This is a genomic window from Limnohabitans sp. INBF002, assembly GCF_027924905.1.
In the GTDB taxonomy this organism is placed as follows: Bacteria; Pseudomonadota; Gammaproteobacteria; order Burkholderiales; family Burkholderiaceae_C; genus Limnohabitans.
Window position 1 is genome coordinate 25,858 of the sequence record NZ_AP027055.1, and the last position, 14,005, is coordinate 39,862.

Genomic DNA, 14,005 nt, shown 5'->3' on the forward strand with positions numbered 1-14,005 from the left:
ACGAGGCAAACGTATATGGGCAACCGACTTTCACAAATCGCCACCCGCACCGGAGATGCGGGCACCACCGGCTTGGGCAACAACCAACGCGTCTCTAAAAACAGCCTGCGCGTTCATGCCATGGGCGAGGTGGACGAACTCAACTCAGACATCGGCGTTTTGCTGTGCGAAGACATGCCGCAAGACGTGCGCGATGTGTTGGTCGAGATTCAGCACCAGCTTTTTAACCTGGGTGGTGAGTTGTCGATTCCAGGGTTTGAGCTGCTCAAAGAAGAAGCGGTTCAAGCACTCGACCAGGCACTCGAAAAATACAACAGCCAGCTCCCGAAGCTCGAAGAATTCATCTTGCCTGCAGGCACACGCGGCGCAGCGCTTTCGCACGTCTGCCGCACGGTGGCACGCCGTGCCGAACGTGCGGTGGTGGCATTAGGCAACGAAGAAGCCATTGGCGATGCGCCGCGCCAATACCTCAACCGATTGAGCGACTTGATGTTTGTGATTGCCCGTGTCCTCAATCGCTTGAACGGTGGCGATGACGTGTACTGGAAAAGCGAGCGCATGCAGCGCAGCGAAGCTTGAGAAGGGCCACCTAAGCACACCAAAAACTATCTGACGCTTACCTAATACGCCAGTTGGCGTATGTACGAAACAGGGAAAACCCCAGACAATGAATTTTTCTGATTTTTCGCCGATGCGTTGAATTTGTTGTTTTTTTGGTTCTTGCATTCTTGCGTCTGCAATTACCGAACCTAGTTCTGGTGGTTTGCGATGGGTTTAATTTTCAGCCAACGCGTGGGGCGTTGGTGCTTTGTTACTTTTGCGCTTGGAATCGCCGGGTTTATATGGCAAGCGCACGCGCAAGGGGACAACGCCCGCGCGTCAGACAGCCAGCCCAAGTACGGTGTTAACAAACCTTTGGGTGATACCTACGCTGAGGTCAGAAGCGTTGCTGACGAACAAACGCGCATTGTCTTTTACCGCGCATCCGCCCGCGATGCCGCTGGCGTTATCTCGGTTTATTTGAATGGGCGTTACCACGCATCTTTACAAAAAGACGCATTCACGGTGGTTTGCTTCATTGGCAAAAAAACAGACGTTCGTACCCGTTATTTGCCCAACCATAGCGCTGACATACGTCCTGAACTCGACACCCACTTTGCTATCGCCATGAGTGGTGGTGAGTCTGTGTATTTGCGCATCACTGAGATTGCAGGCAACACAAGTCGCATCGATCCCGTCACCGCACAAGTTGCACTCAAGGATCTCACGGATGCGCAGCAACAAATGCATACGCTTAGCCGTGTTCCTAACGCGCAAACGTGTCGGGAAGCGGAAGAAACCCGTTTTGCTTTCGATCCCAACATCATCACCTTTGGTTCAGACGCTATTTTTGAACATAGGAAAACTGAAATTCATGCGATCAGCACACAAGGTCGGCAAGAGCTGAAGCAAATTGTCGAAAAAATCAATGTTAAGTACAAGACTTTCAAAGCCGTCAAAGTTCACGTGGTGGGCTTTGCCGACGATGAGGCGGATGACACCTTAAATCGCCGTATTTCTGAAGAACGCGCCAAAAGCGTTCGCGCATTTTTCAAAGCTCAAGGTTTGCGTTCAACCACTTTGACACACGAGGGTCGCGGGGCCGAGGAAAAACAAAAAGCGAAGCTTTTTGGTTTATCTCCCCGAAGAGTGGAAGTTGAAGTTGCTGTCGAGTTACGTTAACAAAACTTAATACTTTATTGATCTTTAAACTGCAAAAATAACGGAATTGTTAATCTAAATCCGTAACCACCAAGAAATATGAGGCAAAATGTAATCGTTTTCCCGTGGTTTGCAAATTTAAAAGAGTACTTATGAATCTGATTTCTACGCGCTTATTCAGCAGCCATTGTGCTGCAACCACTGTCGCCCTCTTTGTGTTTTTGGGGGCGTGCGCACCACTGGTGCACGCGCAGCGAACCCCACCTGCCAGCGTCTATGCTGACTTCGAACTCAGTGGCAGCGTGACAGAGCCTCAGGGTGAGGAATATGTTGCGCCGCAAAAACTCAATCCTAAGTTGGCCCGCATTACTTTTTATCGTCCGGCGCATGGTTTTGCTCCTGGTGCTGCGCACTTAGAAATTAATGGCCATTACCTGACATCCTTGCAGTTGGGTGGATATACCGAAGTCTGCGTGGACCCCGCCGAGCTGTTGCTCTCAGCCCGTATGGTTCAGACTGGCAGCGAGCTCAAAAATTTCCAAGATGCGACGGCCAAGTTCAAGTCACAAGCTGCGCAAAATTTTTATATACGCGTTTTTGAATACGGTGATGGTCGCGCCACACTCACGCCTGTCAAGGCAGACATTGCCCAATCTGAACTCAAAGACAACCCCGCACAACACCATCAAACTGAACCTGTCTAGTTTGCTACAAACAGACACCTTTGACGGCACCAACCATCGTCTCTACATCAAGGGCGATGCGGGCGATACGGTTTTGTTTTCAATCGCCGACGCATCAACACCAATCCAGCACGACGCCACCACGCGCACCGTCGACGGCAGCAGTTACTGGGTTTATCACATCCATAACGACGAGCTGCTCGTCCAAAGCACGATTGCCAACATCACCGTGACGGGCTGATGAACCACACCGTCTGTACGCCACGGGGCGTATAGACGGCACGCAGTGAAACCTCTACCCTGCAGGGTTAACCACTAGTCACAGATTTTTCGATTTGTGAGTATGTATTGATTTAAAAATACATCCTAATGATTTACAAGTTTTAATATTTAGAAGTGGAAATTCATAGAAACTAACAAATATGAAAACAAGAACTCAGCAAATCAAATGGACGTGCGTAGGTGCTGCTTTGCTCATTCTTGGTGGGCCTGTCAAAGCTCAGTCGTTCACCGAGGTGATTCAAAACGCATTGGCCATTTACCCAAGCATGTTGTCCGCCAGGGCCAAGACCGAGGCGCAGCGCTCAGACATTGACCGTGCCCGTGCCGCGCACATGCCTCAAATCAATTACGGCTACACACGCAGCAAGTATGCAAACTCAGATCTTCCAGCATCTCTGCATTCAAACATGCGTTCGCCTTCGGTGCGCTTTAACCTCTGGTCGGGTGGCCGCATAGAGGCAGACGCCGAGCGTGCCGAAGCCTTGAGTTACAGCAGCGAGTACCAAGAAGCGATCACGCGGGATGATGTGGCGTTGTTGGCGGCAGAGGCTTATATCAACTGGGCGCGTGCCATTGATATGTTTGAGTTGGCAGCTAAAAATTTCGAGTCCCATCGCATCACGCTCAGTGACATTCAAAAAATTGTGGATGTCGACACTGGTCGCCGCATCGATTTAGAGCAAGCGCAAGTGCGCATGGACAACGCCTCGTTGACCAAGCTACAACGTCAAACCGAGTTGCTACAAACGCGTCAACGCCTGGGGCGCTTTTGGCAAGGTCCGTTGCCAGTCAAACCAATAGGCTTGAATGAGGCGCTTGTTCCCACGGGGCGTTTGGGCCAAGTGCCCCAAACGCTCGAGTTGGTGATGGACGCGGTGTCGGACGACTTGCCCACCATTGCGCAGCAAAAAGCGCAGGTGCAAGCCGCCGAGGCGGGTGTGACTTTGGCGCGAGGTCAATATTGGCCGACGGTGGATTTGACCGCCACACGCCAACTCAACCCGGTGTCGAATGGCTTGTTTGCGACCAGCTACAAAGAAGACACCTTCACGCAAGTGCAAGTCAACATGCCGCTTTACAGCGGCGGCGCCACATCAGCGGGCATACGCACGGCAACGAGCCAATTGACGGCAGCACAAAACGGGTTAGACGAAGCGCGCTTGTTGGCGCGCGAAAAAGCTGGCGTGGCTTACCAAGATTGGGTCAACGCACAAGGCCGTGCCACGCAAGGTGAAAGCCAAGCGCGCGTGGGCGACAAAGTGGTCGAGGGCTACCGTTTGCAGTTCCGTCTGGCTCGCCGTCAATTGCTGGACTTATTGAATATTCAGGCCGAGGCATTCAGCTATCAAAGCGCTGCCACCACGGCCATCTACGACGAAAAAATCACCCGTGCCCGTCTGTTGGCTGCGATGGGTGATTTGGCAAGAAGGTTTTAAGCGATGAGAACTCCTGACCAATCGGATGGCTCCGCAGACGCACTGTTGGTGTGTTTGGTATTGGTGGCCAAGCAGTTGGGTCATCCCTTGCATGTGCCTGCGATGCGCCAAGGCTTTGCGCTCGACGATGCTGGCCGCATTCCGTTAGAGGCGTATCCCGACTTGGCGCATCAGCACGGCTTGATGGCTGGTTGGTCACGCAAGCGCTTGGCGGATATTCCCAGTTATGTGCTGCCCGTTTTGGTGTCGTTGGTGGATGGTCGTGCCTGTGTGTTGCGTGCCATCGACGGTCCTACGGCGGTGGTGTGGTGGGCCGAATCGGGTGAGCAAGACGACCGCGTGTCATTAGACCAGCTGCAAGGCCTATCGCGCGAAGACGTGTTGGTGGTCAAGTTGTTGCCGGTGCGCAGCGACCAAACCTTGGCGCCTATGCAGGGCGCGGCGTTCAGTTGGTTCTGGGGTACGTTGTGGCGTTTCCGTCATTTTTATGTGGAGTCGATGGTGGCCACAGTGGTGGCCAATGTGCTGACGTTGGCGAGCGTGTTTTTCACCATGAACGTGTACGACCGTGTGGTGCCAACACAAGCGTATTCATCGTTGTGGACATTGGCCATCGGGACGACGGTGGCGATTGTGATGGAGTTCATCATGCGCTGGCTCAAAGCGCGGTTGGTGGATTTGGGCGGTAAAAAAGCCGACCTCGCCATCAACGCGACGCTGTTGCGCGAGGTGATGGGCATTCGCTTAGAAAACCGTCCGCAGTCCATGGGCACGTTTGCCAGTTCGATGCGCGACTTTGAATCGCTGCGCGATTTCTTTTCGTCTGCATCGTTGGTGGTGTTGGCCGACATGCCGTTTGTGTTGTTGTTCTTGGCTTTGATTGCGATGGTCAGCGGCCCTTTGGCATGGATTCCGGCCTTGGCAGTACCGTTGTTGGTGGCACAAGGCATTTGGGCGCAAAAACCGTTGATGACAGCCATGCGTGCCAACATGAAAGAAGCCGGTGACAAACAAAGCGTGCTGGTCGAGTCGGTGCTGAATTTGGAGTTGCTCAAGGCACACAACGCGGAAAGCTATTTACAGCGGCGCTGGGAAGCTTCCAACAAAGCAGGTTCAGATTCGTACAAAGAAATTCGCGCCATCACCAACTGGATCATGGGTTGCACTGCCGCGGTGTCACAACTGGTCACGGTCTTTATGGTGGTGGCCGGTGTGTACATGATCCACGCCAACTTGTTAACTTTGGGCGGTCTGATTGCCTCCGTCATCTTGGCTGGCCGTGCGTTGGGACCTTTGGGCGCCGTGATGTCGCTGGCTGCGCGCTACCAACAGGCGTCGTCGTCACTCGAAACTTTGGACGGCTTGATGAAGCGGCCACGTGACCGCATCGCCGGTCGAAAGTATGTGGTGCCTGACCACATTGCGGGTGGGTTAGAAGCGCAAGTTTTAGAGTTTGGTTATCCAGGTGAACACGCCATTCCTGTCATCAAACGGTTGTCGCTCAAGGTCGCACCAGGCGAGCACGTGGCCTTGCTGGGGCGAGTGGGCAGTGGCAAAAGTACTTTGCTGCGTTTGATGGCTGGTTTGTACACACCCTTGGCGGGCAGTGTGCGTTTAGACGGCGTAGAGATGCAGCAAATTGAACCCGCTGAAGTGCGCAGCTGCATGGGTTATGTGGGCCAAGACCCGCAGCTCTTCATGGGCACTTTGCGCGAAAACATGGTGCTGTCGGAAACATGGATCAGCGACACCAAGATCATTGAGGTACTCAAAACCTTGCACCTGTACGAAATGGTGGCTGCACACCCACGCGGCTTAGACATGCCCATCACCGAGGCTGGTGGCGGTTTGTCTGGGGGGCAGCGTCAGCTGCTGTCGATCGCACGCATGATGTTGCGCGATCCTCAGCTGGTCTATATGGATGAACCCACCGCCAACATGGACGGCAACACCGAAGCCCATGTGATTGCGGTGCTCAAAGAGTGGTTGCAGGGCCGCACCTTGCTGATGTCGACACACCGACCCCAGTTGTTGGTGTGGGCCGATGTGGTGGCGGTGATTGATGCTGGTCAATGCGTGATGGTCGGGCCCAAACAAGAAATGATTGAAAAGCTGTCGCGTGGCGTTGAAGTCAAGATGGCCGGAGTCGCTGTATGAAACAAAAGCTAATAGCAACTTGGGCGCAAGCCAAAACCTTGTGGGCCAAGTTCAAAGAGCTGTCGCAAGACGACAAAAAGATTGCAGGCTTTGGCGTGCGCACCGTGGAAGACGACGAGCGCGAAGCCAGCCGCTTGTTGGTGTGGGTGACGGCTGGTACTTTGTTTTTTGGGTTGATTTGGGCGGGGTTTTTTAGCTTGGATGAAATCACGCGTGGCCAAGGAAAAATCATTCCCTCCAGCCGTGAACAGGTGATTCAAAGCTTGGACTCAGGTGTCTTGAGTGAGATGTTGGTGCGCGAAGGTGATGTGGTTGAAAAAGACCAAGTGCTCTTGCAAATGGATGACACACGTTCGGGCGCAGGCTACCGCGAAGCGAACGAAAAGTATTTGTCTTTGCTGGCCACGGCAGCACGTCTGCGTGCAGAAGCCAACAACACGACTTTGACGTTCCCGTCAGAGCTCAAAGCAGAGCCGCAGCTGATCACGCAAGAAACGCAGGCCTACAAAGCGCGCAAGCAGGCGCTGACAGAATCATTGCAAGCCGTGGATGCTTCACTGGCAGCCATCACCCGTGAAATCACACTCACCGAGCCCTTGGTCAAAGGCGGGGTGATGTCGGAGGTGGAGCTGTTGCGCCTGAAGCGTCAACAAGCCGAGTTGATGGGGCAGCGCGCAGAGCGCAAAAACCGTTACCTCACAGATGCGAATAACGAGTTGACACGTGTGTCATCCGATCTGTCGCAGACCAAAGAAAACGCCTCGGCGCGCGAAGATGCTTATCTGCACACCACCATCAAATCGCCCATGAAGGGCGTGGTGAAAAACGTGCAGGTCACCACCGTGGGCGGCGTGATTCAAGCGGGCCAACCGATTTTGGAAATCGTGCCCACCGAAGATGAAATGATGGTCGAGGCCTACGTCAAACCCGCAGAAGTGGCGTTTTTGAAAGTGGGCCAAAAAGCGGTGGTCAAACTCACGTCGTATGACTTCAACAAATACGGCGGCCTAGACGGCGAGCTGGAACACCTGAGCCCTGACACCATGAAGGACGAACGCCAACAGCGCAAACCCGGCGCAACACCCGCGGACATGGACGAAGGTTTCTACCGCATCTTGGTGCGCATCAAAGACCCCAACCTCGTGCGCAAAGGGTTGAAGATCGCGCCCACACCGGGCATGACGGCGAGTGTGGAAATTCGAACCGGTCAAAAGACGGTGCTTGAATACCTGTTCCGTCCTTTGCAAAACGTGTCGCAAGCCTTGCGCGAGCGTTGATTTAGGATGGGTGCCAGAGGGGTTAACTTTTGGTGCCAATTGAACATTCTTTTTTAGACAAAGCGCTGCAACGCCAGCGCGCCGCGCACCGGGCGCACGCCTATGCCAGTGAAGCGGAGCGTCGTCAGGATTTGCTCAATCTCAAGGCCTTGGTGCGTGACAACGCCGAAGTGTTGGCCCAAGCCATCTCTGCCGATTACGGCCACCGTTCACGCCACGAAACTTTGCTGGCGGACGTTTTGCCCGTCATGCATGGCGTGGACCATGCGCTCAAACACCTCAAGCGATGGATGAAGCCACAGCGTCGCAGCGTCGATTGGATGAAATTCTTCGGTGCGAAAAATCGTGTGTTGCCACAGCCCTTGGGCGTGGTGGGCATCATCGTGCCGTGGAATTTCCCCATTAATTTGAGTTGTCTAGTTTTGGTGGATGTCTTTGCGGCTGGCAATCGTGCCATGGTCAAGATGTCAGAGAACTCGCGTCACCTGACGCGGGCATTGATGGACTTGATGCCTCGTTATTTCAGTCCCGACAAATTGATTTTTTTTGAAGAAACTGGTGGCGTGGGTGTGGCGTTTTCAAAGCTCAAGTTTGACCATTTGGTCTTCACGGGGTCGACAGAAACGGGCAAAGCGGTCATGGCGGCTGCAGCCCCCAACTTGTGTCCTGTGACCTTGGAGCTGGGGGGCAAGTCACCCGCGGTGGTGTGCGAGGACTTCCCCTTGCGAACTGCTGCCGAGCGGATACTGTTTGCCAAGTGCTTCAACGCAGGGCAAATTTGTACCGATGTCGACCATGTGTACCTGCCTCGGCACAACATTGCTGCATTTGTGGCGTTGGCAAAAGAGATCGTGCAAAAACGCTATGACACGCTCGATAGCCCTGACTTCACGGCCATCATTGACGCCAAGTCGTTCCACCGCTTAGTGGCGGCCTTGCAAGAGGCGCAAGCGCAGGGCGCAACCCTCGTTCCCTTGTTGCCAGGCCTGCCTTGGGATGAGCGCACGCGCAAGATCGCGCCGCACTTGGTGCTCAATCTGCCACCCGGATGTGCCCTGCAAACTCACGAAATATTTGGCCCCGTGTTGCCAGTGATGGGCTACACCACCTTGGATGAGGTGGTGCAAAGCATTCATGCGGCACCGCGCCCTTTGGCTTTCTACCCATTCAGCAACAACCGGCAAATCATTCAGGACTTGGTGATGCGGACCATGTCCGGCGGCGTGGTCGTGAACGATGCACTGCTGCATGCGGCACAACACAGTTTGCCCTTTGGTGGCGTGGGCGAGAGTGGCATGGGCCATTACCACGGGTATGAAGGGTTTGTGAATTTTTCCAAGATGCGCCCCATTTTTTACCAAGCGCGTTTCAATGCGGTGCGTTTGGTTTGGCCACCTTATCGCCAGCGCATAGCAACATATTTGAAATTTCTCATGAAATGAAAAGACGCGACTTCAACCAACACCTGCAACGCAGTGCCATTGCCTTGGCCCTTTCGCCATGGATGTCTGCCGTTGCAGCACCGACAGAAAAAGCACGCAGATGGTTTACCAACCCTTTTGCATTGGGCGTCGCCAGTGGTCGCCCGCGTGCGGACTCGGTCGTGTTGTGGACCCGTGTGTTGTTCAGTGAACAAGACCGTGCAGCAGGCACTGACCCGCTGCGTGTGCATGTGGAGGTGTTTGTCGATGAGGCACTCAAACAACGTGTGCAAAAAACAGACGTCGTCACAGATGACGCGCGTGGACACAGCGTGCATGTGCATGTGCAGCACTTACAACCGGGCACCGATTATTGGTATCGCTTCCGCCAAGGTGATGCCCTGAGTACTGTCGGCCACACCCGCACGGCACCTGCGTTGAATGCCGATGTGCGCCAACTGCGCATGGCATTGTCGTCATGCCAACACTATGAACAAGGGCAGTACATAGCTCACGCGGAGATTGCCAACCAGCAGCTTGACTTTGTCTTGTTTGTGGGCGACTACATCTACGAGAGCAGCAACCCGCAATACGCGACGCGCCAACACAGCAGTGCCGAGCCTAAAACTTTGCCGCAATACCGCGAGCGCTACGAGCAATACAAGCGCGATCCCATGCTGCAAGCCGCGCACGCGGCGCATCCGTGGGTGTTGATGTGGGATGACCATGAAGTGGTCAACGATTACGCCAATGACCAAGATCGCCATTACACCGACCCGCATCAAGTACTCAAACGCCGTGCCGCTGCGTATCAAGCGTACTTTGAACATCAACCTTTGCTGCTCGGCCCTGACGTTGATAACCCAGCCAATATGCGTTTGTATGACCAGCTCAGCTGGGGCAAGTTGGCGGACATTTGGACCCTCGATTGCCGCCAGTACCGCAGCGTTCAGGCCTGTCGCGACCCCGTGCGCGGCGGTGGTCGCATGGTGTTGCAGTGCGATGAGTTGAGCGACACCAGTCGCAGCATGTTGGGGCAGGCGCAAGAGCGTTGGCTGACCGAGCGTTTGAGCCATTCCAATCGCCAATGGAAGCTGCTGGCGCAAGCCACGCAAATCAGCTCCACCAGTATTCCCGCACCCGTTGGTCGCAGCTATTGGAACGATGCGTGGGATGGCTATCCCGAAGCCCGCAAGCGTCTGTTGCAAACCGTGGTCGATGCGAAGCTGCAAAACGTCGTCACCCTCGGCGGTGATGTGCATTGCAATGTGGCGGCCAACTTGCGCCTCGAGCCCAACAACCCGCAGTCGCCCATTGTTGCCAGCGAGTTTGTCACCACCTCCATCACTTCTCGCGGCTTGGGCGACAAGCCCGCGGCATTGATCCGAGAGAGCAATTCAGATTTGTTGCACTACCGTTCGGATGAACGTGGCTACAGCCTGATCACTGTCACGCCCAATGCCGTGCGTTGTGATTTTCGGACCACAAAATTTCCAGCGGGCAGCGAAGCCGGCTTGAAAACGCAAGCGAGCTATGTGGTCAAGAGCGGCAAAGCAGGTCCGCAACCGGCCTGATGTTCATGCGGTGAGCACGCCGCGATCCAGCCTATAGCTGCGGTCGCTTACCCATTGCGCAAAATGCGTGTTTTGTTCAGACAGCAACACCCCCATGCCTTGACCCTTGAGCGCCAAAATCATCTCGGCCATTTGCTCCACGATGACGGGCGCGACGCCTTCGGACGGTTCATCCAGCAACACCATCTGTGGATTGCCCATGAGTGTGCGAGCGACGGTGAGCATTTGTTGCTCGCCCCCGCTCATGTGGCTGGCTAGGCGGTGCTGCATCGGGGCCAAGTTAGGAAACAGCGCAAATATTTTTTCAACTGACCATTGCGGTGCTGCGTTGTCACTTGCCAACCTATCCGCGAAGCGACGTTTGGCTTGTGCGCCCACTTGCAAGTTCTCCAGTACCGTCAAGTCAGTGAAGATACGGCGGTCTTCGGGCACATAGCCTAAACCCAAACGCGCGGCTTGATAGGGCTGGGCATTCGAAATGTCATGCCCCGCAAACATCACGCAACCTGTGCGGCGGGGCATCAGACCCATGATGGCTTTGAGCGTGCTGGATTTGCCTGCGCCGTTGCGTCCAATGAGGGCCACCACTTCGCCGCGCGCCACATGCAGGTCTGCATGGAACAGCACTTGCGCTGCACCGTACCAAGCGTTGAGGCCTTGCACGGTCAGCAAGGGAGCGGTGACGGTGTTTGGCGTTGAAGAATGCGTCATGGTTCTGACTCAGTGCTAGGTGAAGCGGCAGACACTGCATATGATGTTTGGCGTACTGCTGGTTCACCAAAAGTTTTGCCAGTGCCAAAGTACACCGCTTGCACGTGTGGGTCGGCTTGCACTTGCGCGGGTGTGCCTTGTGCGATCAGTGTGCCGCGTGCCATCACCAACACGCGGTCGGCGTGTTCAAACACCACATCCATGCTGTGCTCGGTGAACAGCACAGCCACGCCGCGCTGTGTCACCAAGCTCCGGGTGAGGTTCATCAATGCGTGTCGTTCGTCGGGGGCCATGCCTGCGGTGGGTTCGTCCATCAGCAACAAGCGCGGCTCGTTGGCCAGCGCCATGGCCAACTCTAGACGCTTCACATCGCCGTAGGCCAAAGCACTGCTTGCGCGTTGGGCTTGTGTGTCCAGTTGCACGTGTTCCAGCAATTGCAGCGCGTCAGCACGACGGTAGTTTGCCGCGCGGCTCCAAGGCGAGAGCGATTGGCCATCGGACGACAGCAACGCCATTTGCACGTTCTCGATCACGGTGAGCGAGCCAAAGGTTTGTGCAATTTGAAACGTGCGGCTCACACCCATGCGCCACAAATCATGTGGCTTGCGACCCAGCAGCGATACACCGTCTAAAGTGATACTGCCGCTGTCCGGCGTGAGCTGGCCGTTGACCAAATTGAAGGTGGTGGACTTGCCTGCGCCATTTGGGCCGATGAGGGCTAACAGTTCGCCCGCTTGCAAGTTGAACGACACATCGTTGACGGCTTGGTTGCCACCGAAGGCTTTGTGCAAATGTTGAACGCTCAGCAATGTCATGCCGATGCTCCTCGCACACGTTGCCACAGCGCTTGCACCGAGCCCGCAATGCCTTGCGGAAACACCAACACTAGCAACAACATGCTGGCACCCAACACGGCGCGCCAGTAGTCGGTGCTGCGGGCCAAGCTGTCTTGCAACGCGGTGAATGTGACGGCACCTACCAACGGGCCGACGAGGGTGTGCACGCCACCGAGCATGACCATGACCAAGCCATCCACCGACTTGCTCACACCCAACACATCGGGCGAGATGCTGCCTTTCGAGAACGCAAATAAGGCACCCGCCAAACCCGCAAAGCCAGCGGCCAGCACAAATCCCAGCCACTGGACGCGCGCCACATCCAAGCCCATGGCTTCGGCGCGACCCACCGAGTCGCGGCTGGCGCGCAGTGCATAGCCCAACGGTGACATCAGCACACGGCGTAACGCAAACACGCTGAGTGCAACCAGCACAAGCGTGAGCCAGTAATAAGCGGCTTTGTCTTGCAACCACGCGCTAGGCCACACGCCCGTGACGCCGTTGCTGCCGCCCGTGAAGTCGTCCCACTGAAAACAGATGGACCACACAATTTGTGCAAACGCCAACGTGAGCATGGCCAAGTACACACCCGACAAACGCACCGCAAACCACGCAATGGGTGCCGCCACCAAGGCGCTGACGAGTGGGGCCAACAGCAAGGCCGTTTCGCTAGACATGCCCGCACGCAACACCAGCAGCGCAGCGCCATACGCGCCCACGCCAAAGTAAGCTGCATGACCGAACGAGTGCATGCCCGCAGGCCCCATGATGAAGTGCAAGCTGGCGGCGAACAAAACAGCAACTGCCAAGTCAATGCCCAGCACCAGTGTGTAGGGTGAATCTGCCGTGAACAAAGGCAGCGCCAACAACGCTGCACCAATGCACAGCCACACCCACTGCGTGCGCACGCTACTCAAAGCAAACGGTGTCTCTTGCTCCGTGCTGGCGCGCGGCGCGCTTTGTGGCTTGCCCAACAAGCCCCAAGGCCGCACCATCAACACCGCAGCCATCACCAAAAACTCAGCAACCAACGTGAGTTTAGAAAACGCAAACGACACACCCAAAATTTCCACCGTGCCCACTGCGATGCACAGCGCTTTGATTTCGGCAATCAACAACGCCGCCACAAACGCACCGGGGATGGAGCCCATGCCGCCCACCACCACCACCACAAAGGCGTCGCCAATCGTGGCCATGTCCAGCCCCAAATGCGCAGGCTCGCGTGGCAGTTGCAGTGCGCCGCCCAAACCGGCCAGCGCGCAGCCCAACGCAAACACCGCAGTGAACAAGTGACGCGGGTTCACGCCCAAAGCGCTCAACATGTCGCGGTCTTGTGTGGCGGCGCGTACCAACATGCCAAAGCGTGTGTGCTGTAAACACCACCACAACACGGCCAATACGAGCGGGCCAATCGCAATCAAGAACAGGTCATACGTCGGAAAGCGGCGGCCCAAGATATCTACCGCGCCGCTCAGGCCCGGGGCGCGTGGCCCCAGCAAGTCTTCCGCACCCCACAGCCCCAGCGTGCCGTCTTGAATGACGAGCACCAAGGCAAACGTGGCGAGCAACTGAAACAGCTCCGGCGCTTTGTAAATGCGGCGCAGCAACAGCACCTCCACCAACGCACCCAACATGCCGGTGACGAGCGCCGCGCAGAGCAACATTAAAAAGTAGGCGGTGGTTTGGCTCGCAGCATCGCCCAACGCCACGCTCAAAGCTGACGACACAGCGGGTGCAGCATGTGACACCAGCGAGTAAGCCACATACACACCCAACATGAAGAACGAGCCATGCGCAAAATTGACGATGCGCGTCACCCCAAAGATGAGCGACAAGCCCGCCGCCACCAAAAACAAAGACGATGCAGCGGCCAGCCCGTTGAGGGCTTGTACGAAGAGGCTGGCGACGTCCATGAGGTGTGAGGGTT

At 55.7% G+C, this 14,005-nt stretch carries 12 protein-coding genes; 9 read left to right on the forward strand and 3 right to left on the reverse strand.

From position 1 onward, the window contains the following. Window positions 1-15 precede the first annotated feature (15 nt). The 9 genes from QMG15_RS00100 to QMG15_RS00140 all read left to right on the forward strand — a co-directional run bounded on the left by QMG15_RS00100 (window position 16) and on the right by QMG15_RS00140 (window position 10,531). Window positions 16-579, forward strand: a complete 564-nt coding sequence (locus tag QMG15_RS00100) for a cob(I)yrinic acid a,c-diamide adenosyltransferase (RefSeq protein ID WP_281788945.1) — start codon at window positions 16-18, stop codon at window positions 577-579. Between the two features lie 189 nt (window positions 580-768). Next, window positions 769-1,722, forward strand: a complete 954-nt coding sequence (locus QMG15_RS00105; RefSeq protein ID WP_281788946.1) for an OmpA family protein — start codon at window positions 769-771, stop codon at window positions 1,720-1,722. A gap of 131 nt (window positions 1,723-1,853) precedes the next feature. After that, window positions 1,854-2,405: a hypothetical protein gene (locus QMG15_RS00110; protein WP_281788947.1), complete on the forward strand. Its 552-nt coding sequence runs from the start codon at window positions 1,854-1,856 to the stop codon at window positions 2,403-2,405. Window position 2,406: 1 nt separating this feature from the next. Beyond that, window positions 2,407-2,625: a hypothetical protein gene (locus QMG15_RS00115; protein WP_281788948.1), complete on the forward strand. Its 219-nt coding sequence runs from the start codon at window positions 2,407-2,409 to the stop codon at window positions 2,623-2,625. Between the two features lie 181 nt (window positions 2,626-2,806). Continuing rightward, the gene (locus QMG15_RS00120) at window positions 2,807-4,102 is read left to right on the forward strand and encodes a TolC family protein (RefSeq protein WP_281788949.1); all 1,296 of its coding nucleotides are present in this window, start codon (window positions 2,807-2,809) and stop codon (window positions 4,100-4,102) included. 3 nt (window positions 4,103-4,105) lie between these two features. Beyond that, entirely contained in the window at window positions 4,106-6,259 is a 2,154-nt protein-coding gene (locus tag QMG15_RS00125) for a type I secretion system permease/ATPase (protein ID WP_281788951.1), read from the forward strand. After that, window positions 6,256-7,536, forward strand: coding sequence for an HlyD family type I secretion periplasmic adaptor subunit (locus QMG15_RS00130; protein ID WP_281788952.1), 1,281 nt, complete (start codon window positions 6,256-6,258; stop codon window positions 7,534-7,536). Before QMG15_RS00125 ends, QMG15_RS00130 begins: the two co-directional genes overlap by 4 nt. A 32-nt stretch (window positions 7,537-7,568) precedes the next feature. Continuing rightward, the gene (locus tag QMG15_RS00135; protein ID WP_281788953.1) at window positions 7,569-8,978 is read left to right on the forward strand and encodes a coniferyl aldehyde dehydrogenase; all 1,410 of its coding nucleotides are present in this window, start codon (window positions 7,569-7,571) and stop codon (window positions 8,976-8,978) included. Next, window positions 8,975-10,531, forward strand: coding sequence for an alkaline phosphatase D family protein (locus QMG15_RS00140; protein ID WP_281788954.1), 1,557 nt, complete (start codon window positions 8,975-8,977; stop codon window positions 10,529-10,531). The genes QMG15_RS00135 and QMG15_RS00140 overlap by 4 nt, the downstream gene beginning before the upstream one ends. A gap of 3 nt (window positions 10,532-10,534) precedes the next feature. Here the strand turns inward: QMG15_RS00140 and QMG15_RS00145 are convergent, their stop codons facing one another. From QMG15_RS00145 to QMG15_RS00155, 3 genes are read right to left on the reverse strand one after another with little or no spacing between them, the layout of a single operon-like run. Then, a complete protein-coding gene (locus tag QMG15_RS00145) occupies window positions 10,535-11,242 on the reverse strand; it encodes an ABC transporter ATP-binding protein (RefSeq protein ID WP_281788955.1) in 708 nt (235 codons plus the stop codon). Beyond that, window positions 11,239-12,057 (reverse strand): ABC transporter ATP-binding protein, encoded by an 819-nt coding sequence (locus tag QMG15_RS00150; protein ID WP_281788956.1) that lies wholly within the window; start codon window positions 12,055-12,057, stop codon window positions 11,239-11,241. The genes QMG15_RS00145 and QMG15_RS00150 overlap by 4 nt, the downstream gene beginning before the upstream one ends. Further along, a complete protein-coding gene (locus QMG15_RS00155; protein ID WP_281788957.1) occupies window positions 12,054-13,991 on the reverse strand; it encodes an ABC transporter permease in 1,938 nt (645 codons plus the stop codon). The genes QMG15_RS00150 and QMG15_RS00155 overlap by 4 nt, the downstream gene beginning before the upstream one ends. Between the last annotated feature and the right edge of the window lie 14 nt (window positions 13,992-14,005).